Annotated in this window: 15 protein-coding genes; 7 read left to right on the forward strand and 8 right to left on the reverse strand. The window is 45.3% G+C overall.

The genetic code is table 11. From position 1 onward, the window contains the following. Nucleotides 1-21: 21 nt before the first annotated feature. From DLE54_RS01255 to DLE54_RS01285, 7 genes are all read right to left on the reverse strand, one after another. Nucleotides 22-2277 (reverse strand): polysaccharide biosynthesis tyrosine autokinase, encoded by a 2256-nt coding sequence (locus DLE54_RS01255; RefSeq protein WP_110815987.1) that lies wholly within the window; start codon nucleotides 2275-2277, stop codon nucleotides 22-24. 111 nt (nucleotides 2278-2388) lie between these two features. Continuing rightward, on the reverse strand, nucleotides 2389-2820 hold the full coding sequence (locus tag DLE54_RS01260) for a low molecular weight protein-tyrosine-phosphatase (protein ID WP_110815988.1): 432 nt from the start codon (nucleotides 2818-2820) through the stop codon (nucleotides 2389-2391). A 72-nt stretch (nucleotides 2821-2892) separates the two neighbouring features. Then, on the reverse strand, nucleotides 2893-4041 hold the full coding sequence (locus DLE54_RS01265; RefSeq protein ID WP_110815989.1) for a polysaccharide biosynthesis/export family protein: 1149 nt from the start codon (nucleotides 4039-4041) through the stop codon (nucleotides 2893-2895). A gap of 218 nt (nucleotides 4042-4259) precedes the next feature. After that, a complete protein-coding gene (locus DLE54_RS01270) occupies nucleotides 4260-6473 on the reverse strand; it encodes an ATP-dependent helicase (protein ID WP_110815990.1) in 2214 nt (737 codons plus the stop codon). Between the two features lie 93 nt (nucleotides 6474-6566). Continuing rightward, entirely contained in the window at nucleotides 6567-7775 is a 1209-nt protein-coding gene (locus DLE54_RS01275; protein WP_110817265.1) for an alpha/beta fold hydrolase, read from the reverse strand. A 40-nt stretch (nucleotides 7776-7815) separates the two neighbouring features. After that, nucleotides 7816-8934, reverse strand: a complete 1119-nt coding sequence (gene ribBA / locus DLE54_RS01280; RefSeq protein WP_110815991.1) for a bifunctional 3,4-dihydroxy-2-butanone-4-phosphate synthase/GTP cyclohydrolase II — start codon at nucleotides 8932-8934, stop codon at nucleotides 7816-7818. A gap of 202 nt (nucleotides 8935-9136) precedes the next feature. Further along, nucleotides 9137-10456, reverse strand: a complete 1320-nt coding sequence (locus tag DLE54_RS01285) for a replication-associated recombination protein A (RefSeq protein ID WP_110815992.1) — start codon at nucleotides 10454-10456, stop codon at nucleotides 9137-9139. 411 nt (nucleotides 10457-10867) lie between these two features. Here DLE54_RS01285 and DLE54_RS12230 point away from each other — a divergent pair, with 411 nt between their 5' ends. Together DLE54_RS12230 and DLE54_RS01295 are read left to right on the forward strand one after the other, a co-directional pair. After that, nucleotides 10868-11548: a hypothetical protein gene (locus DLE54_RS12230; protein WP_110815993.1), complete on the forward strand. Its 681-nt coding sequence runs from the start codon at nucleotides 10868-10870 to the stop codon at nucleotides 11546-11548. Beyond that, the gene (locus tag DLE54_RS01295; RefSeq protein ID WP_110815994.1) at nucleotides 11545-12603 is read left to right on the forward strand and encodes a hypothetical protein; all 1059 of its coding nucleotides are present in this window, start codon (nucleotides 11545-11547) and stop codon (nucleotides 12601-12603) included. The genes DLE54_RS12230 and DLE54_RS01295 overlap by 4 nt, the downstream gene beginning before the upstream one ends. Before the next feature lie 113 nt (nucleotides 12604-12716). Here the strand turns inward: DLE54_RS01295 and gltA are convergent, their stop codons facing one another. Further along, nucleotides 12717-13997 carry a citrate synthase gene (gene gltA / locus DLE54_RS01300; protein WP_110815995.1) on the reverse strand — a complete coding sequence of 427 codons (1281 nt, stop codon included), beginning with the start codon at nucleotides 13995-13997 and terminating at the stop codon, nucleotides 12717-12719. A gap of 1528 nt (nucleotides 13998-15525) precedes the next feature. On the opposite strand from gltA, the gene sdhC reads away from it, so the two are divergent. From sdhC to DLE54_RS01325, 5 genes are all read left to right on the forward strand, one after another. Continuing rightward, nucleotides 15526-15903, forward strand: coding sequence for a succinate dehydrogenase, cytochrome b556 subunit (gene sdhC, locus DLE54_RS01305; protein ID WP_011959550.1), 378 nt, complete (start codon nucleotides 15526-15528; stop codon nucleotides 15901-15903). Beyond that, complete coding sequence (sdhD, locus tag DLE54_RS01310) at nucleotides 15903-16286, forward strand: succinate dehydrogenase, hydrophobic membrane anchor protein (RefSeq protein WP_011959551.1); 384 nt, start codon at nucleotides 15903-15905, stop codon at nucleotides 16284-16286. Before sdhC ends, sdhD begins: the two co-directional genes overlap by 1 nt. A 206-nt stretch (nucleotides 16287-16492) precedes the next feature. After that, nucleotides 16493-18343, forward strand: coding sequence for a succinate dehydrogenase flavoprotein subunit (gene sdhA / locus DLE54_RS01315; RefSeq protein WP_110815996.1), 1851 nt, complete (start codon nucleotides 16493-16495; stop codon nucleotides 18341-18343). 128 nt (nucleotides 18344-18471) lie between these two features. Continuing rightward, complete coding sequence (locus tag DLE54_RS01320) at nucleotides 18472-19182, forward strand: succinate dehydrogenase iron-sulfur subunit (RefSeq protein WP_011959553.1); 711 nt, start codon at nucleotides 18472-18474, stop codon at nucleotides 19180-19182. Nucleotides 19183-19942: 760 nt separating this feature from the next. Beyond that, on the forward strand, nucleotides 19943-22819 hold the full coding sequence (locus DLE54_RS01325) for a 2-oxoglutarate dehydrogenase E1 component (RefSeq protein ID WP_110815997.1): 2877 nt from the start codon (nucleotides 19943-19945) through the stop codon (nucleotides 22817-22819). Nucleotides 22820-22880 lie beyond the last annotated feature (61 nt).

A 22880-nucleotide genomic window follows, 5' to 3' on the forward strand; every position in this document is an offset into this window, starting at 1 on the left:
ATTAAATGTAAAAAATTGCAATTACTCTTTTGAATTACCATAAGCGTAACTATAGTGATAACTGTACTTATCGGTGATGCCTTGTACCACATCGTTTAGGATAATACCATCTACGGTGATATTTGACTTATTCATCTGTCTCACAGCGTAGGTTAACTGTCCTTCAATAGAGCTGTTGTAGCGGGTTACCATCAGTACTTTATCCGCATACTGTGCAGTGATAATCGCATCAGAGACTGCTAATACTGGTGGGGTATCAATGATAATATAATCATAGATATCGATCAGCTGAACCATCATATTGCCAAACTTCTCAGTGGACAGCAGTGATGCTGGGTTATGCGGATGCTTACCACGTGGCATAAAGTCAATAAAATCAAAACTGGTGGGATGAATGAACTCTGATAGAGTGGCATTACTCTCAGTTAAATAATCACCTAGGCCGCTATTTTGGTTCACACTAAATATTTTATGCAGCTCGCCACGGCGCATATCACCATCGATAATCAGTACCTTTTTATTGAGTTGAGAGAAAGTCTCAGCCAGGTTTGAAGAAATAAAGGACTTGCCTATACCTGGCGCTTCACCAGAGATGACAATCACCTTACCTTGTTTATGAGCATCGATAGCATCAGAGCCTAACACAGTTGCCACTTTACTCACTTTTGGCATCGCAAACATTAAAGAAGTGCGTAAGCTTTTAATACCCTCATAGCTGAGCCCATCATGTTCGACCATCGCCAGCAAGCGACGATTGCTGTCTTTCTTCTTGCTTAAGTTAAATGAGGTCTTAGAGCGTGGAATGGTCGCAATAACCGGAACGCCAGTTTTGGCCTCCAAACGCTCTGGATCTTTAACTGTATTACGTAGCAAGCTTTTAAGAAAGACTAATAATGTGCCTAGCATAGTGCCCAATAATAGAGCCAGTACCCAGATTTGCAGCTTCTTCGGTGCTATAGCCTTATAGGTATTGATAGGCATATCCACCACACGCACATAGCCGATTTCACCAGCACGCGCAATCTTAAGCTGCTCATAGTTCTTGAGCATGGTCAGATAAATCTCACGGTTTATCTCCATATCTTGTGACAGCTGCAAGAATTCACGCTGTACTTCTGGCATACGCGTGACGGTATCTTTGATTTCTTGGCGTCTGGCATTTAATACCGCTAATTGATCATTAATCTGTATGACCAACGGATGATCTTCAGTATAGTAAGTTAATAGCTCTGCCTGTTTCAGCTGAAGCTCGCTAAGCTGCTGCTCAATTTGAGAGCTTTCAGTGAGCAGCAGTTCAGCTTCTTTGCTCACATCGATCGTACCGTATTGTTCACGGAACTTGTTAAAAGCCTCTTCTGATTGCTCAAGCTTTTGCTTTAGCTGTGGAATCTGTGATTCCATAAACTCAATAGTGGTGGTCGTCTGCTGTGAGCCGCGGGCTAAGTTTTGATCAACGTAAGACTGTACGACATTGGCAAGGACGCGGCTGACCTGCTTTTGATCTTCACCGGTCAACGTTAACTGAACAATACCGGTTTGTTTACCGCGCTCGGTTACTGATAAGCGGCTGCTTAATGCATCAATAGCCGAAGGCGTTGAGAGCTTGGTTAAGCGAATAGGATGCCCTGCCGATGGTAGAGCAGCCACTGAAAGTTTGATATCCCCTTCAGGGGTAGTTATGGTAGTAGGGGTACCGATAGCGCCAGAATACTGAGTCAGCTCTTCATTGATCTCAATACTTAGCTCAAAGCCTTTATCCGTTTTTACTAACGTAAACGGCTTATCTAAATAAGCCAAAGGCACCTCAAAGCTAGTGATCTGTGCTTCACCATTTTTGGTGTCTAAAAACACACCTTGCTCAGTACTGATCTGAGTAGGGACTTCTGATTGAGCAATACGGTCTAATGCGCCTATCTCTGGATTACTAATGCGTAAGTCTAAGTGCAGCTTATCAACCACAGGGCCTAGCACCATACGTGATTTGATTAGTTCACGTTCAGTTTCTGCTTGGCTTTTGGCTTCGCCGACCAGCTCTGAGATGTTCGCGCCTAACGCGGCAACACCTTGAGATTTTTCATCTATTTGTAGTAAGGCGTCAGTTTGATAGGTTGGCTGTACATAGCGGCTATAAGTAAACCCCAGTGCCAACCCTAATAGGGCACAGGTCAAAATAGTCTTCCAGCCACGTAACAAAGTTAATAACAGTGCAATTAGGTCAATCTCATCATCTTTTTGAGTGGCGTCATTGATAGAAGTGTTTGGCACAGTTTTACTCATAAGGCTTCGCTATTCGTTAATTACTAATTAATCAGGTAAAAGAATCGGGTAAAAGAATCAGGTAGAAAAAGGTCAAATAGTAGGGCAGCCTAGCTATTTGGCATTTTTGTTCTAACCCAGTTTGTCTTGCCACTCATCTATACTGCTTATGATGTCTTGGTAAGCGGTTATAAAGGCACTCATTTCATGCTTATAAGGGTCAGAAATATCTTTATCACGCCAATGACCCAGTTTAAAGGTTTTACCGCGGCAAAATGGAAAGCGCTCTTCAATCCACTTAGTCTGTCCATCAGACATGGTCAATATTAACTCATATTTTAATGCCAGTGTTTCATCGATTTGCTTAGCAACATGACCGGTAATATCAATATTTTGCTGCTGCATAATTTCGATAGCCGCAGGATCAGCACCATGGCCGACCAAGGCACCCACACCTGCTGAGTCAATATTTTTATCAGGAAAGCGCTGCTTTAATAACGCTTCTGCCATCGGGCTACGGCAGATATTACCCACACAGACTACCAATATATTTTCAAAAGCCATGACTGATTCCTAAACCACAAAACAGATAGTTAACATCAACAATATATACTATTTATAGTAATATTAAAGCCGTTATAAACCTGATAGCTGTGTAATAGCCGTGCTCGAGGGGAGTATTGAATTAACAAATCTTGACCAACGGGTTAGGCCCGTCGGATCGACATAGACAATATCATCTGGCTGCATCTCGAAGCGATTGGCTAACGCTAAGTTAGTGACCGTCTGTAAGTTGACATAATAGATATCAGTATACGAGGCATTACCATGATCACGCACCACATAGACTTTGGCCGCATTGGCTGTCAAGGGGTTTAAGCCTTTAGCTTGTCCAATAACTTGCGATAAGCTAATCCCTTGCTCTGGAATCTCTAATGGCTTGATATCGCCAAACTCGCCCAACACATAGACTTTATTGCGATCCAAGCTATTGATATGGATAGAGTCGCCATCTTGCAGATAGATTTGATTGGCAGATAGCCCCATGTTTTGTAGATCACGCAGTCCAAGCTCATATCTCGTACCGCGGCGCATCAACACCACGTTATTAGAGTCTCCTTCTGGCGTGGCGCCGCCTGCCATAGAGATGGCACCATATAAAGAAACAGGCGCATCGGCAATATTGAACTCGCCCGGCTGACGCACTTCACCATCGATAAAGAATTTATTACCGCGATAATTCACAATTTTTACTTGCGGATCAGGATACTTTAAATAGCGCTGTAATTGACTGCGTAAATTATTAGTAAATTGAGTGACGGTCAGGCCACTGGCTTTTACTCGGCCTACCAAGGGGAACTGAATATAGCCTTGCTGGTCCACAGGATAGCCTGACGCATAAGGGTTGGTGGCTGTGGTAATGGCAGTACTTGGAATAGGCGGCGTAATCTCTGGATATCCAATAAGATTGATGCTTAAGATATCACTGGTAGAGATCCTATAGTCTGCTGCACGTGAATTAGTTAATAATTCACGCACTCGCGCATTCTTCATGGTCGATTGATTGCTACGGCTAGTAGAATAAGCAGGTGAGGCTGGCAAATTAGCCAAGCTTAAAGGCTGAACGTTAAACTGCATGCCATTTTCAGCAATAAAGGCGCCTTGTGGTGGCAGTTCACCGGATTGTAAGCCAGAATTGACGCTGGCACAGCCTGAAGTTAAGCCTATCAACACCGCAAGACAGGTACTGGCAAACAGTGATTTTGGGCTTTTTAAAACATTCATGTTAACTTCTCTACCTTTAATCTAAATTCTAACAACCCTGACCCGTGATACACCGAGCAAAATATTTAATAGGCAGCAATTATATTGGCAAAACCCGCCCACTATTACGCACATTTTAACATTAAATTAAGAGTGCAACCTAAATATGCTGATATATTACTATAAAACTACAGAATATATACTATAAAAGTAGGGAATTTTTTTAATGTCTATGCTTGCTACCACCATTCGGGGTCATTTGATTGAGAGTCATCAGATTTTCTTATAGATTCTGCAGTATCAACTTGTAGGGTATCTGTGGCCACTTCACTGACAAAGCGGGATATCTTATCGAAGTAACCGGCAAAGCTTGAAAAATAATCAGGGGCGGTTAAATATAGGTGGGTTTTGGCGCGGCTACAGGCCACATAAAACAGCTTACGCTCTTCTTCTAACGCCTCAAACTCATGCAAAGAGCGGTGATGCGGCATTAGGCCATCGACTAAGGCATTAACAAAGACCACCGGCCATTCAAGACCCTTGGCGCTATGAATGGTAGAAATAGTCACCGCATCGGTCTGTTTGTCCTCAGGATTAGTCATTACCGCGACTGAGTCATTGGGCGGATCGAGTGCTAAATTCTCCAAGAAGTTATCTAAGCTGCTGTGCTCTTGCGCTAAATTAATCAGTACTCGAAAGTCCTCAGAGCGTTCCCGCCAATTGTCTTCCAAGGTTTTTAAAATAGGCGCATAAAAGTCAATCAGGGTTTGCAAGATATCGGCGACAGTGGCTTGCTGCTGCGCTTTGATTAGCACATGGTATAGCTCGTTAATGGGCGCTTTGTTTTTGGTCAGCTTGGGATCGAGTAGCGGCTGTAACGAGTCATTGCTGCTGGTAATGGCTTGGGTAATCTTAGATGCGGTCACATCACCAACGCCACTGAACAAGGTTAAAATACGGTGCCAAGCAATGGTGTCATTGGGGTTGTATAATATCTTAACCAGCCCCAAGATGTCTTTGATATGGCGCTTTTCAATAAATTTGATACCGCCTACCACGATAAAGGGGATATTGCGCTGCATAAACTGCAGTTGAATCTCGTTGGACTGAAACGAGGTGCGGCTTAGTACCGCAAAATCATTAAAATCATACTCTGGCTTAAGCTCGATAATTTTATCAGCAATATAAACCGCCTCTTGCTTGTCATTACTGCGCCGACACAGTGTCGGCTTTTCACCTTCAGTCGCTAGGTTAGAAAACAGCTTTTTTTGATAGCCCAAAGTGATGTGTTCAGACAGCGCATTGACGTAGTCTAAAATGGCAGGCGTGCTGCGGTAGTTTTGCTCAAGTTTAATCAGCTTAGCGTCGGGATAACCGTCGGCAAACAGTAGAATATTTTCGTAATTGGCGCCGCGAAACGCATAAATACTTTGGTTGTCATCACCGACCACCATCAGCGACACGTTATCAGGCTCACAGAGATAGTCGATTAACTGCTTTTGGGGAATGTTGGTATCTTGATACTCATCTACCATGACATGACGGTAGGTGTCTTGAATCAGCTTGCGAAATTGCAGGTTGTTTTTTAGATGATAAACCACCTGGCTGATAATATCGTCAAAGTCGTATAAATGATTGGCACGCTTATACTTGTGATACGCTATTGCCAGATCTTCAATCAGCGGAATATGGATGGCGATATCAGGATAGTCATTTTCAATCAAATCGCGCAGTAAGATATGACGGTTGCGAGAGGTGGAGATGAGATTTTGTAGGGTCTTTTTGCGCGGAAAAGCCTGCTTCATGTTTTTGCGCACAATGCCTTGCTCTTTGCAAATCATATCCAGCGCATCTTCGCTATCACCGGTGTCCAAAATCGTAAACTTAGGGTTGATGCCCAGTAAGCCTGAATAGCGGCGCAGCAGCATATTACAAAAAGAGTGAAAGGTGCCGCTGGTAATGGCATTCAGATCCAGGCCGCTTAACGCGCGATTATCGGCAAAGCTTTCGGCCAACAGGCTTTTGACACGGCCCTTGATTTCGTTGGCTGCTTTTCGAGTAAAGGTCAGCAGCAGAATACTGCTTGGAGACGCCCCGCTTTCAATCAAATAACTGGTGCGGTAGGTGAGGGTTTTGGTCTTACCAGAGCCGGCGCCAGCAATGACCAATACCTTACCTTCGGTGGTGGTGGCGGCCAGTAGCTGGCTTGGGTTGAGTTCGCCAGCATAATCAACTTCGCTTTGTGCCAATACGCTGTTGTGTGAAGCTAAGTGCTTATCAGCTATTTTATGATCATCTACTGTGTTTGATAAGCGTTTACTCATGGACTCTGGGGTGATTAAATTCGACTCAAGCTTGGCGATAGACTGCTGTAAATGCGCCATTTTTTGACGAATGGTGTCATCAAGCGTAGGGTAGCTGTAATGGTGGGTCGAAAATAAAGAGTCGGTCATAGCGTCCAATAGTAAAATATAGTAAACATTAGGGCATCTGCTAAGCCCACTTTTTAAGCCTGACTGCTTTTTAAGCCTGATTAAGCCTGACTTTTAGGCTGAAACCAAAAACTGCTTTAACACACGTGAGAACTGCAGCGGTGCATCCAGTGGAATGGCGTGACCAGAGCCTGCAATCTCAATCACCTGAGCATTGGGCAAAATATTGGCCACCTGGCGTTGCCATTTGGGGTCATACAGCTGTGACTGAGTGCCGATCAGCATGGTCACCGGAGTCTGGGTAACCGGCAGAGCATCTCGGTAATCATACGGTAGGTCAAGATACGCCTGAAGACCACGCAGTTTTTGTTGCCAAGTGGGGTGCTGATAAACCGCCAGTTTATGATCGGGCAGATAACCACTGGCTTTAATAAATAATTGCGACGCAAGGCGGCCGGCTGACAGTAATGAAAACGCAGTTTCCATCTGAGTGATTTGCCGTTTTACCTGATGCGGCAATTGGGTAAATGTCAGGGGTGCTTGCCCACTAGCACTTTGCCCATTAGCATTTTGCTGATTAACATAAGGCAAAGTTGCTTGCAGTACCGTATTAAATTGTTCAAATACTTCGGCCTGCTTCTCCCCAAACACCCCGCCTTGCCAGTCAGCATGATTGTGCACGATAGGCGATTGATCAATGTTCAAATAACGCTTAACTCTAGATGCAGTTTCAAACGCGGCTTCTGCTTTGGTTTCACAGTTACTTTTTGCTTTGGTTTCACAGTTGCTTTCTGCTTTGCCTTGTAGCTTACCTGCTAGGTTATCTTCTGCCTGTGCGCTGTTTGTCTGTGTATGCTGTGCATGGCGATTAAAATGCGCCCACATGACCAAAGCGCCCATAGAGATGGCGGCCACATCGACTGACTTGACCTGATGTTTACTGCAAATATGAGTCAGAATAACATCCACATCATCGGCATACTGCTCGATAAAGTTAAACTCACTGCTGGGCGTGGCAGCGGCTAACCCAAAGCCGCGAAAATGAGGCAGATAAAAGCAGTATTGGCCAGCCAGCGGCAGCACAAAGGGTAAAAACTGACGGGCATCCATGCCAAATGCATGTAGCAAGAGTACAGGTGTGGCGGATGGATTACCAACGACCGTCACAGGAATTTGGCTGCCATCGTAGCTGACCCAGTGCTGCAGCTGAATGTGATATGGCTGCAGCAACTGATTTGCCACTCCCAAAGGCTTGGTAAGTAGCGTCTTTGAGAGCAAAGGCTTAAGCTTAGATTTAGGCATCTTGGCAGAGGCTGCCGTCATCGAAGACGGCTTTAAAGCAGATGCCTTGTTTTTGAGCGTATTAAGCATTTGGCGCATCAGGTGAGTCAATGCACTCGACGACATTTAAATCAAAGCCTGACAACGCATTAAATTTGAGCGGGGTAGATAATAAGCGCATGTCACGTACACCTAGGTGACGTAAGATTTGTGCGCCCACGCCGATGCTGCGGTAAGGCTGATTGGATAGCGTAGAGACAGACTGATTGTTGCTGGCAAGCTCAAGCGCTTCGCCCAGATCAACCGGCTGATTGTTGCCAATCCAGACCAGTACGCCGCGCTCAGACTGACTGATTTCTTGTAAAGAGTTTTGGATACTCCAACCACTGCGGCCAGTGGCATCGCGTTTGGCGGCAAATAAATCACGTAGCGGATGGAAGCCATGCACACGTACGGTACTCACGCCTTCGCTAGGATTGCCTTTGACAATGGCTAAGTGAGTCTCTGACGCACCGTATTCTTTAAATTGATATAGGGTAAAGGTGCCAAAGTCGGTTTCAAATGGACGTTTGCTGACTTCATTGACCGTTTGCTCATTGGCAATGCGGTAGTTAATAAGATCGGCAATGGTACCGATTTTTAGATCATGTTCGGCGGCGAATTTTTCTAAATCATCACGGCGGGCCATGGTGCCATCGGGATTGATGATTTCTACGATAACCGCGGCAGGCTCAAGGCCGGCTAGGCGTGCTAAGTCACAACCAGCTTCGGTATGGCCAGCACGGTGCAATACACCGCCTTTTTGCGCCATGATGGGGAAGATATGGCCAGGCTGCACAATGTCTTCAGCCTTGGCTGTGGCAGACACTGCCGCTTGCACAGTACGTGCACGGTCAGCAGCAGAGATACCAGTCGTCACGCCTTCAGCCGCTTCGATAGACACGGTGAAGTTGGTGCTGAATTTGGCCTCGTTACGGTCACTCATCAGCGGCAGCTCAAGACGGCGGCAGCGCTCTTCAGTCAAGGTCAAGCACACCAAGCCGCGGGCATGGGTAATCATAAAGTTAATGGCTTCAGGGTTGACATGAGTGGCGGCCATAATCAGGTCGCCTTCATTTTCGCGGTCTTCATCATCCATTAAGATGACCATTTTACCAGCGCGAATGTCTTCAATGATGTCTTTAATATTATCTAGTGCCATGATGTGTTGTCTCTTTTATTGTTCGTTAAATATTGTTCGTTCAGTTAAGGGCTAATTATAGCAACCATTGTACCTGTAACTGAGTCTCAGTGCCATTCACTACAGTCAATCAATGTGATTGAAAAATCTGTGAGCGGCTGATTATCATCAGCGCATACCCTTATTTATTAACGCTTATTCGGTTTATTGCTTATTTGGTTTATTAAGGGTTGTTAGAAGGTGTCTGCGTCTGCAACCACTGCATAAACTGTAAACTGTGTTGCTCCCGTTGGTTATCGGCATACTCATAAAAGCGAGTACCCACCAAGTTATCCGGTAGATATTGCTGCGGCTGATAATGATTGGGATAATCATGCGGATAAATATAGCCCTCACCATAACCTTGGCTTTGCATCAGCTTAGTGACCCCATTGCGCAGGTGCATCGGCACAGGTGATTGATCCTGTTGTGCCAATTGCATCGCTTTATTAATTGCCAAATACGTGCTGTTACTCTTAGCGGAGGTGGCCAGATACACCACCACTTGGCCTAAGATAATCCGCGCCTCTGGCATGCCAATGGCTTTTACCGAGCGTAAGGCGGCATCGGCCAGCAGCAAAGCATTGGGGTTGGCATTTCCGATATCTTCACTGGCCAAAATCACCAAGCGCCGAGCGATAAACTCCGGCGGCTCGCCAGCTACCAGCATCCGCGCCATCCAGTACAAAGCAGCGTCAGGATCTGAGCCACGCACCGACTTAATCATCGCTGAGATAATGTCGTAATGCTGGTCACCATCTTTATCATAGCGCTGCAAGGTGGTCTGTGCCACGCTTGATAACAGCGCATCATCAATCACAATCGGCTGCTTGCTGTGGTCAGAGGCCTGTACCGCCATCTCTAATAAGTTAAGCGCCTTGCGGGCATCGCCTTGGGCTAAGTTGGCTATTTGCGGCAGCGCTTGTAGATCAATGCTGAGCTGAGATAAAAATTCATCTTGGTTAAGCGCCCGCTGCAACAATTCACCAATCTGGGTGTCATCGAGCGGCTGCAAGCGATATACCTGACAGCGTGACAGCAGCGCATTATTAACGCTAAACGAGGGGTTTTCGGTGGTGGCGCCAATTAGGGTAATGTCGCCTGATTCCACCGCTCCTAGCAGCGCATCTTGCTGCGCCTTGTTAAAGCGGTGAATCTCATCGATAAATACCACGGGCGACGCAAAATCCAGCCCCCCTTGACCAGAGCTACTGCCTGCATCGAGTACTTCTCGCAGCTGCTTTACCCCCGTGTTAATCGCTGATAATGGGTAAAACGGGCGACCCACGGCATCGGCCAACAGCATGGCAATGGTGGTCTTACCGATACCCGCTTCCCCGTGCAGGATAAGAGAGGGCAGATGACCATGCTTGACAAAGCGCTGGATGGGCGCACCCGGCGCTAGAAGATGGGTCTGACCAATGACCTCATCTAGGCGCTTAGGGCGCAGCCGCTGAGCCAGAGGAATATCAGGATAAATAGCAGAGTGGGGGTGAGTGGCCATAATGGGCAATGATTACCTTGTTTTATAACGTTTTTAACATGCGTAGCGACAGTCTTTGTGGTATCCATAGCATAGGACGATAGCATAAAACAGTCGCCATAAGATGACAGGACAATGCGTGTTAGTATGCCTTGTCGCGTTGTAAACTTCAGTGCAATTAGCGTGAAGGCGTGTCAATCAGTCACGATTACAGCCCAAAATCAGCCTAATTGCAAGCTAAGTCCCACCTAATTGCAAGCTAAGTATAGCTAAGTTAAGCCTTGGTAAGCGTTTATTAAAACTGTGGGATTAGCGTGAGATATCCGAAGCGTTCACTTGTAGTTATGGCCGCTTGCACTCATTATTAGGGTGTGGTCATCTTTTTCATATCCATCACCTTAATCTATACCTTAATTTATAAAGAATACGTATATGTTGCCCAAAAATAGGCTATCAAAAATAGCGCCCTTAAAAATAGCGTCAAAAGCCATCATCCCATTAAAAACCTTAGCGCATCGCTCCGTGAGCAGCTTGCCTTTAAGTCAGCTAAAGTCTGTGGCAAGTCAGCTAACGCCTATGGCTGAGCAAAAAAGTCGGCCGTTAAATGCTGATGAGATTGCCATGGCGCACTCGGTATTCGGTGCTGACTTTGATGTCTCACAAGTGCGATTAAAAACCGCGTGGTGGGTGCTAAAAACCTATGCGGTAAGCCCCAATGGCAATATTTATTTTAATCCAAAAGACTGGATCGAGGACTTTAGCAAGCAGTCTTTGGGTAAAAAAAGCTGGCTGATTCATGAGCTCACCCACGTGTGGCAACTGCAGCAAGGCCTTAAGGTGGTGCGCGGGGCCATGATGAACCGCCGATACGATTACAGACTTGCTGAGGGCAGACCGTTTTTTAGCTATGGTATTGAGCAGCAAGCCCGCATGGTGCAGGACTATTTTGTGCGCCGAGAGCAGGGCAAAGACTGCAGCGCCTGGCAGGCATGTATCCCATTTTTGCAAAACCAAGCGCTTGGCAATAGTGCGTTGTTGCAAGCGCAGCGCCAGCATCAGACTCAGGCCGATGCTCAAGTAGACAAGCTAAGCACCCAGGAGACCAATACATGAGCTTTATCGCATCCGATGTTGTCAAGCCGTCCAATAACAAATCACAGCCCATAAAAAAATCTTTTATGGCATTGGCGCTGCTTTCAAGCTTGGGAATGGCCGCTTGCCAGCCTAGCACTGAGCAGTCGGCCACCAATAAAGCCCCAGACAATAGCACCCAAAGCAGCGAGGCGGCGCAAACCTCAGATACTCAGACACCCACGCCAATGAGTGCAGAAGCTGCTGCCCAGGTGAAAACCTTCGAGGCAGAATTTGTGAATAAAATGCTGGATCTACAGCAAAGCCAGCAGGCTGAATATGAAGCGCTGCAAGCGGCAGATGCTGCAGAGCAGGAGGTGGCTACCAAACAGGTCGACGCGTCCAATCCAAAAACTGGCCTTGAAGCTGGAACTGGCACTGGTTCTGAAGCTGGCTCTGGTTCTGAAGCGACCACCAAAACCACTGACCCTGACATGACAGGTATAACGGGCAGCGGTGAGGCACAGGCGGCGACCCAGCAAGAGGCAGAGCCGTCCCAAGAGCTACCCAGCTTACCGCTTGTAGACTTGGCTATTAAGCCGCCTGAGCAGCTAACGCCCACCGAGATTAGCAGCCGTTATAACGTGGCCATGCAGTCGTTGTATCTAGAGGAGGGCATACCGCTACCGGCTCAGGCCATTGATACCTTGCTTAATATCGCCACGTTAACCCCAGGTGTGTTTCATAATACTGAGCTTGCTGAGCATTTGGTGGCAAAAAGTCCGGCATTGGCCAGAATGCTCAAACAGTATCAGGCATGGGATCAGATTGAGCGTCAGCAAAGCGCCGAGCTTGAAGCGCTCAAACAGTCGCAGATTGAGGCTCAGCAGAAGCAGCAGGCCGAGTTTGATGCGTTGGCCAAAGAGTTCAATGACAAAATTGCCGCGTATGATGAGCAAATTAAAAACTATGAACAAAAGCTGAGACGTTTAACTAGGCGAGTGCGTGTGGTGGGCAGGTGTTTATGGGCTGGCCATTTAAAAGCAGCTATTCAAAAGCAGCCATTTAAAAGCAGTTATTCGAAAATGGCCATTTAAAAGCGGCTATTTAAAAACAGCTTAAATTGAATACCCAATAAAAAAGCGCCCGATAGTCATATCGGACGCTTTTTTTAGCACAAGCTAAATTTAAATTTTAAACGAACACTCGCTTATTTGCGGTCTTCAAGTTTTACGAAGTCACGTTTGGTTTTACCAGTGTATAACTGACGTGGACGACCGATCTTGAATGGTGCTGAGTGCATTTCTAACAAGTGGCTGATCCAACCTGACGTACGTGCTAGAGCGAAGATAACGGTAAACATTGAAGTTGGGATACCGATTGCTTTTAGGATGATACCTGAGTAGAAGTCAACGTTTGGATATAGGTTACGTTTTACGAAGTACTCATCTTCTAGAGCGATTTTTTCAAGTTTCATCGCTAGCTCAAGCTTAGGATCAGTGATACCTAGCGCCTCTAAAACTTCGTCACAAGTTTCTTTCATCACTTTGGCACGTGGGTCGAAGTTTTTGTAAACGCGGTGACCAAAGCCCATTAGCTTCACTTCTTTACGCTTAACTTTTTCCATGAACTCATCAACGTTCTCTACGGTACCGATTTCATCAAGCATCTGTAGTACCGCTTCGTTAGCACCACCGTGTGATGGGCCCCATAGCGCTACGATACCCGCTGCGATACAAGCGTAAGGGTTGGCACCAGTAGAGGCGGTTAGACGAACGGTAGAGGTTGAAGCGTTTTGCTCGTGGTCTGCGTGTAGAGTGAAGATCTTGTCCATAGCTTTCACTAGAACAGGGTTCACTTTGTAGTTTACATCTGCAGGGGTGGCGAACATCATGTATAAGAAGTTTTCTGCGTAACTAAAGTCGTTACGTGGGTACATGAACGGTTCGCCCTTGGTGTACTTGTAGCTCATTGCCGCAATGGTTGGCATTTTTGCAATTAGGCGAATGGCGGTGATGTCACGTTGTTTTTCATCAGTCACATCTAGGTTGTCATGATAAAAAGCAGATAACGCACCTACCACACCGACCATAATGGCCATAGGGTGAGCATCACGGCGGAAGCCTTCGAAGAACTTACGTAGCTGGTCATGAACGCCAGTGTGGCTACGTACTTTTTCATAAAAGTCCGCTTTTTGTTCAGCGTTTGGTAGCTCGCCATGTAGTAGGGCATAACACACTTCTAAGTATTCAGCATTGTCAGCCAGTTGATCAATGGGGTAACCACGGTGCAATAACTCACCTTTATCGCCATCAATATAAGTGATTTCTGACTCAACAGGAGCAGTTACTTTAAAGCCTGGATCATAGGTCCAGTAGCCTGCGGTTTGGAAAGCTGAAACGTCAACTACTGACGGGCCTAAAGTGCCCTCAATAATAGGTAATTCATATTCCTTTCCATCTACCTTTAAATATGCAGTTTCGTTAGCCATAAGATCCTCTTAATTGTTGGAATAAATAATTAGTTTTTGGGGTGATAGCCTAAAACTAAGCCAGTTACCCATCGAATGACAGTAACTGGTATTTTATAAAGAACACCCGCTATCAGGGTATGACACTATTACTCTACGTAGGGTCTACGTATTTTCTTGGAAGAAACTTGGTCATATAAGCTTGCATTAAATCTCTTAAAAAACCAACGCTAACAACAGGTTACCTTTTTAAGAGATAGGTTGTTTAACACAAGATTATGGGGGTAATACTATTGTTATGAAGTAACTGGCGGGCAGTGGCAATGATTTACTATCTGCACACAGTCCTTGTGACAACACTAAGAGAGGCTGCTAACAGGGACGATCGATATACTACCAGTTAATACAGACAATTGAAAAAAACATTTATAACGCAGATTCCCCCCGCTAGTCAATGATTGTTGACCATATTGCCGGATTTGCAGCACAGCCTTAGCGCAGATTCATCACTGATTTTTTGACAGGTGTGGTGAAAAATAATGTTGTTAAATCTAAAGTAAAACAAAGAGGGTGCCAGATTTAATTTTAAGGTTGCCCTTAATCTATCAAGGCGGCCGTCGTCTTGTCAGTGTTTAGCCCTACTTTGTAAAGGGTGATAACTAAAGCGTGAGCACCCAGTGGATTTTCAGGTTTTTGGCGTAACGGTGAGGACAGTTTTTAGAAACATTTAGTTACGTATTAGTTTGGTCAAAACCAAGCGGTGCTGTGTCCGTATTGGCGGGGCAAATTCGACCAAAGCGGCTGTGATTGATAGCGCCTAATGTAGTCAATAACCCTTAAGTTCTATACCAACTTAGCCGCAGCGCTCAGGCCTTGCACTGATTTTGACCAGCAAATAAACAACACAGACAATCTAACCGGCAGCAATGGGTAATAGTCGGTAATAAAGTCTCACAAAGCGTTAATTTGGCAATTTATTTGTAATTGACAGCAACAAACTCTATAATTACAGCGTTATAGATGCTGGCTTGTCATTTATCTAATTGATTGGTCACAGAGAATTTACCCAGATTTCTAATTAATATCTAATCAGACCTAAGTGGTATTAAGGTATATTTAATATTAATTATAAATTTTTCGTATAAAATTATTTGTGATTACAATAAGTTAGCTTTATGTCAGCCGCCAACGCCTTTCAAGCTTCAATTCTGTATTTGTTAACACTCTGTCTGGTTTTTTGATTGGATGGGCCTACCAGGGTAGGAGGATTTGAGTGACGGCGTAAGCTTTAGCATCAACTCCAACTGCTCTAAGTCTTTTTTAACATTAAAATATATTTAGAGTGCTGTAAGCTTTACAGTACGGCTAGGTATGAATTTAGCCAGTTAGCAACTCCTTAACTTATCCGTCTCGTGTCCGTTTTATGCGTCAGAGCTGGTAATGAATTAACTAGGTGAGTGTTTGACAAGCCCTTATTAATCGCATTACATCTTGGTTTTTTGGCGTTAAAAGCGTATCCACGAGTGTCAACCGCAAAAGGACGCCCGCTGTGAAAAGCAACCGACCGATTAATCTGCCACTTAGCCAAGTGATAAGCGTTAACAGTTCACCGACGGCCAGAGCTTCGATTTTACATCGTATCTCAGGAATTATTCTTTTCTTATTAATTCCGGTGATGCTGTGGCTTTTGCAAACCTCATTATATTCTCCTCAAGATTTTCTCGCTGTGTTTGACAATGTGCTTGTGCGCTTTGTTGCGTGGATCTTTGTCGCAGCAACGGCTTACCATTTTGTGATGGGTATTAAGCACTTATTTGCCGACATGGGTTTTAACGAAGAGCTTCAGTCAGGTAGAACTGCGTCAATTGTGAGCTTTGTTATTGCCGCTATCTTGATAGTGCTGTCATTTGTATGGGTGATGTTCTAATGAGAAGAAATGATTCTGGAATTAAAAGTGCGACAGGCCTAACCGGCTCAGGCTCGCGCGACTGGGTAATGCAGCGTATCAGTGCCGTCGTATTGGCCATATATGCTGTGGTAATGGTAGGGTTTTTCTTAATTAATGGTGATGTATCCTACCAGCAGTGGGTTAGCTTCATTATGAGCCTGCCCATGCGCCTATTAAGCTTGGTCGCAATTATTGCGCTAGCGGCTCATGCTTGGGTAGGGATGTGGACGGTATTTACCGACTATGTTAAATCTACTGGCCTACGCCTTGTGCTTCAAGCTGCTATGATTATCGCAATTTTGGTATACCTATTCTGGGGCGTCATGATTTTCTGGGGTCCAGGTTTACTAAACCTAGGTTAACAGACCAGTTTGGGCGGTTTTGGCTATATTGTTAATTAGTATTGTATATAGCGCGAACTGCCCTGATTTAGGTTTGGGGGCTTAAGCACCTGTTAGCGACTTTAGATTTAAGTGAGCCTGTCTGGTAATGTGAGGCTATGATAGTGATATCTATAGCGCCCATCGCCAGCTTATATGACGACTAACGTATTCATTAGGAAAACGTAATGGCAACTAGACAAGACAATACAATTAGTAATATTAAAACCCTAAATTATGACTCTGTTATCGTTGGCGGTGGCGGCTCAGGTATGCGTGCAGCGCTGCAATTAGCAGAAGGCGGCATGAAAGTAGCTGTTATTACCAAAGTATTCCCAACCCGCTCGCACACCGTTGCAGCTCAAGGTGGTATTGGGGCAAGCTTAGGTAACATGAGTGATGACAACTGGCACTTCCACTTTTATGACACCGTAAAAGGGTCAGACTGGTTGGGTGACCAAGACGCTATCGAATTTATGTGCCGTGAAGCGCCAAAAGTAGTGTATGAGCTTGAGCACATGGGTATGCCGTTTGACCGCAACCCAGATGGTACGATTTATCAGCGTCCATTCGGTGGTCACACTTCAAACTACGGTGAAAAAGCGGTACAACGTGCTTGTGCGGCCGCTGACCGTACTGGCCACGCATTACTACACACTCTATATCAAAAGAACTTAGAAGCGGGTACTGAGTTTTTCATCGAATGGATCGCGCTCGATCTTATTAAAGATGAAAAAGGCGACATCAATGGTGTGGTAGCCATTGAGCAAGAAACCGGCACTGTTGCCGTATTCCAAGCCACTAATACCGTATTAGCGACGGGTGGTGCAGGTCGTATCTTCTCAGCTTCTACCAACGCTTACATCAATACCGGTGACGGCCTAGGTATGGCAGTACGTGCTGGTATTCCATTACAAGATATGGAATTCTGGCAATTCCACCCCACCGGTGTATTCGGTGCAGGTGTACTTCTTACTGAAGGTTGCCGCGGTGAAGGCGCTATCTTACGTAACAAAGATGGTGAAGCCTTCATGGAGCGTTATGCACCAACGGTTAAAGACTTGGCACCTCGTGACCTAGTATCACGCTCAATGGACCAAGAGATTAAAGAAGGCCGTGGTTGTGGTCCAAACAAAGATCACATCGTAATGGACATGACTCACTTAGGTGTTGAGACCATTATGAAGCGTCTGCCTTCTGTATTCGAGATTGGTAAGAACTTTGCCAACGTCGACATTACTAAAGAGCCTATCCCAGTTATCCCAACCATCCACTATATGATGGGCGGTATTCCAACCACCATTCATGGTCAGGTTATCGTGCCAGATCTTGACGGTCATGTGGATGAAGAAGGCCTATACACAGAAGGCAAAATCGTTAAAGGCTTATACGCCATTGGTGAGTGTGCTTGTGTGAGTGTTCACGGTGCCAACCGTTTAGGTACCAACTCATTACTTGACTTGGTGGTATTCGGCCGTGCTGCGGGCAAACACATCATTGATAACTTCGGTAGCTCAGATCATAACTACCATCCAATGAACCCCCGTGTACTAGACTTCACTGTGGGCCGTTTGAACAAGCTACAACAGTCAACACAAGGCTATAACGCTCAAGAAGTGGCTGATGAAATCCGCGCCCTAATGCAAAAACACGCCAGTGTATTCCGCACTCAAGCGTTGATGGATGAAGGTGTTGAGAAGTTATTGGCTCTAAAAGATAAAGTAGATAACATTCATTTGGCAGATAAGTCGCAAGTGTTCAACACCGCGCGTATTGAAGCCTTAGAAGTTGCTAACCTTTACGAAGTGGCCAAAGCCACCATGCTATCAGCGGCCAAGCGTCATGAATGTCGCGGCGCGCATACCGTGTTAGATTATGATCGTCCAGAAGATGATCCAATCGCACCAAACGGCCGTAACGATAACGAGTGGATGAAGCATACTGTTTGGTACTCAGAAGGCAATAAGATTGTTTATAAGCCGGTTCGTAAAGTACCGCTTACTGTTGATTACGTTGAACCTAAAGTGCGTGTTTACTAATTACCGCTTTTGTTTGCCGTCGTTTAACGTTAATTATTTGAATTTAATTTTTTAAATTAGTAAAGCTGTTTTACAGATACTGTGACAGGTTATGCAAAAACAGCTTTACGCCGTGTGGAGTTAGCACTATGAGCCGAGGTACTCGCACCATTGAGATTTACCGCTACGATCCTGATAAGGACGCAGCCCCTTACATGCAAACTTATACGATTGAGCTGTTAGACTCAGATCGTATGTTGCTTGACGTTTTATTACGTTTGAAAAAACAAGATGAATCCATCACCTTTAGACGCTCATGCCGTGAAGGTATTTGTGGCTCTGATGGGGTGAACATCAATGGTAAAAACGGCTTGGCATGTTTGATTAACATGAACACTTTGCCTGAGAAAATTACCATTCGTCCACTACCTGGCCTGCCTGTTGTGCGTGACCTTGTTGTGGATATGAACCAGTTTTATGAGCAGTATGAAAAAGTACATCCGTACTTAATCAACGATCAGCCTGCACCGCCTACTGAGCGTCTACAATCTCCAGAAGATCGTGAGAAGCTAAACGGTCTGTATGAGTGTATCTTATGTGCGTGCTGTTCAACCAGCTGCCCATCATTCTGGTGGAACCCTGATAAGTTCTTAGGCCCATCAGCGCTATTGAACGCTTATCGCTTCGTGGCAGACAGCCGTGATAGTGATACGCAAGCGCGTCTTGCTCGTATGGACGATCCGTTTAGCTTATTCCGTTGCCGTGGTATCATGAACTGTGTGGCCGTATGTCCAAAAGGCTTGAACCCAACCCGTGCTATCGGTCATTTACGTAACTTGTTATTAGAGCAGGCCGGTTAATATCTAATTAGCCCGTTTTAATACAGTAATTAATAGCATTAATTAATATTACAGGTTTAAGTTATCGGTTAGCATTACTTACGTGAATACGACAGACCTCTATTTGTTGATAGGGGTCTTTTTTTGTTAAAATTAGACACATTCGAATAATCATCATTTAGCAACTAAATACATACTATTGAAGAAACAAACGCTGCTCGGTTCGATTCCATGTTACCCTTATACTCAGTGTGCAACTGTATCCTGTTAAGGGATAACCACCTAGCAACAACAGACAATACTTCAATAGATATGGCACACTATGTGCAATATTTCAGACGCTAACCCATAATTATTCAAATTATTAGATCACTGCCTAATTTAATGAGCACTATGGCCATTTTGGCTGTAAGGCTTGACTGAAATTTAACCATGACGCCCTGATGAGATTTGGCAAGCGCATTGGCCAAAGAGCTGAAGGCTGAGACAAACGTTAACGGTTAATGCTTTAGTAACAGTGAATACCTGGGTAATGAGCAGTAGATCACAGGTTTTGATAAAAATATCCGCTTTGCCCTTGATATTTTATTAATATCCTATAGATACGAGACTAAGGTTAAGTCAGTTTGATTTATAATAATGCAAATAAATCTGGCTAGAAAATGGCCCAGTTTTTTTATTTATAGCAGACTATTCATAAAAGACGTGAATCACCCATAGCGATAGCATGAAATAAATGTGTTTTATTTTAATTAAACTTTAATGTAAATAAGAAAAGACTATGAATACTATGACTAATGATACCTTAAAAGCCGATGCTACAGAGCTTGCAGGGGACAACGCTACCTATATCGAGTCTCTATACGAGCAGTATTTACAAGACCCAAGTAGTGTAGATGCTGATTGGCAAGCTTATTTCAAAAACTATCAAAGCGACAATGATGCCCTGCATCATGCCATCCAAGATCAGTTCTTACTGTTAGCCCGTAATCAAACGGCTAATAAAGGCGCTGCCGCTCCTGCTACCTCAGGCAGCTTAGATGCCAACTGCGTTGATCCAAGACATATGGGCGTACAAAAGCTAATTTCAGCTTATCGCCGTCGTGGTCATCGCCGTGCTAAGCTTGATCCTTTAGGTCTACAGCCACGTGCGGATGTAGAAGACCTAACCTTAGCGTATCATGGTCTATCAGAGGCGGATCTAGACACCATCTTCTCAACCAGTGACTTAAACATTGGTAAGAGCGAGGCGAGCTTACGCGAAATCATCGAAATCATGGAGCGTGTGTACTGTGGCCACATCGGTCTTGAGTACATGCACGTGACGACCAGCACTGAGAAGCGCTGGTTTGAAAACTACATGGAAACCAACCTAGGCTACATCAAGTTTGACAACGAGAAGAAAAAAGAGATTCTTGAGCGTCTAACTGCGGCCGAAGGCCTAGAGAAATACTTAGCACGTAAATACACCGGTGTTAAGCGCTTCGGTCTTGAGGGCGGTGAAAGCTTTATTCCAGCGGTTCACGAAATTATTCAGCGTGCAGGTGGCTACGGTACCAAAGAGATGGTTATCGGTATGGCTCACCGCGGCCGCTTAAACCTATTGGTTAATATCTTGGGTAAAAACCCAGCGGACTTATTTGATGAGTTCGATGGTAAAGTCATGCCAGAAAAAGGCTCAGGTGACGTAAAATACCACAATGGTTATTCATCAAACGTGATGACACCAGGTGGTGAGGCGCACTTAGCATTGGCCTTTAACCCATCACATCTAGAAATCGTTTCTCCTGTACTTGAAGGCTCAGTACGTGCCCGTCAAGTTCGCCGCAATGACAAAGATGGTAACCTAGTATTGCCATTGGTAGTACATGGTGACGCTGCGATTGCTGCGCAGGGTGTGGTTCAAGAAACCTTCCAGATGTCACAGACCCGTGCTTACACCACAGGCGGTACCGTTCACATTGTTATTAACAACCAAGTGGGCTTTACTACCAGCCGTCAAGAAGACGCTCGCTCTACAGAGTACTGTACTGACATCGCTAAAATGGTGCACGCACCAATCTTACACGTCAATGGTGATGATCCTGAAGCGGTCGTATTTGCCGCTCAAATGGCATTAGATTATCGTCACGAGTTCCACAAAGACATCGTGATTGACTTATTCTGCTACCGCCGTAACGGTCACAACGAAGCCGATGAGCCATCAGCCACTCAGCCACTGATGTACTCGATCATCAAAAAACTGCCAACCACGCGTACTCAGTATGCCCAAAAGCTAATGTCACAAGGTGTTATCTCTGAAGGCGACGACAAGACGCTTGAAGATGAATACCGCGAAGCATTAGACAAAGGCGAATATGTTGCTAACTCTTTAGTACAGCAGCCTAATGAAGAGCTGTATGTGGACTGGAGCCCCTACTTAGGTCATGAGCTAAAAGATGACTGGGATACCAGTGTTGATATCGAAAAACTAAAAGCCTATGGCCGCCGCATGGCAGAAATGCCTGAAGGCTTTAAGCTTCAGCGTCAAGTTCAAAAAGTAGTCGAGCAGCGCTTAGCGATGCAAACTGGTGAAGAGCCTTTAAACTGGGGTGCTGCTGAGACTTTAGCTTATGCCTCACTAGTAGACGAAGACTTCTTAGTGCGTATTACCGGTGAAGACGTGGGCCGTGGTACTTTCTCACATCGTCACTCAGAGATTTTCAACGTTGAAAATGGTGATATGTATGTGCCGCTAGCGCATTTAAATGACACCCAAGCTCGCTTTGCCACTTACAACTCATTGTTGTCAGAAGAAGCGGTATTGGCGTTCGAATATGGCTATGCAACGACAGTACCAAAAGCACTTATCATTTGGGAAGCTCAGTTTGGTGACTTCGTAAACGGTGCGCAGGTCGTGATTGACCAGTTCATCTCAAGTGGTGAAACCAAGTGGCAGCGTGTGTGTGGTCTAACCATGCTTCTACCACATGGCTTTGAAGGTCAAGGTCCTGAGCATTCATCAGCCCGTTTAGAGCGCTTCTTGCAACTGTGTGCTGAAGACAACATGCAAGTGATTACCCCAACCACACCTGCACAAATCTTCCACGCCTTACGTCGTCAAGCGGCACGCCCAATTCGTAAGCCACTAGTGGTAATGTCACCGAAGAGCTTACTGCGTCACAAACTTGCGACCTCAGAGCTTGAAGAGCTTGCTAACGGTAAATTTGAAACTGTACTACCAGAGATCGATCAGCTAGATAACGATAAAGTGACTCGTATCGTCATGTGTGGTGGTAAGGTCTATTATGACCTACTAGAGCAGCGTCGTGAGCTGGGCCTAGACCATGTGGCCATCGTTCGTATCGAGCAGCTGTACCCATTACCACAACAAAGAATGGTAGAAGAGGTTCAAAAATATGCCAACCTTGAAGAGATTGTATGGTGTCAAGAAGAGCCATTAAACCAAGGCGCATGGTACTATTTAGCACCGCATATGTTCCGTATCTTTGGCCCACAAGCTGACAATCAGCCTCGTGTGACCAAGGCACGTGTGGTAGACCCTGTCGCGCGTCCTGCGTCAGCAGCGCCAGCAACTGGTCTTCCTTCAATCCATGTGCGTCAGCAGCGTGAGCTGGTTGCCGGTGGTCTTGGTGTCTCAGTAGACCAACTAAAATAAGCCAAAACAAGGTCTAAGCGGGTAACTGCTTAGACCTTCGGCATTTGTTTAGAACCAACCG

The sequence above is a fragment of the Psychrobacter sp. YP14 genome (assembly GCF_003209315.1).
GTDB lineage: Bacteria > Pseudomonadota > Gammaproteobacteria > Pseudomonadales > Moraxellaceae > Psychrobacter > Psychrobacter raelei.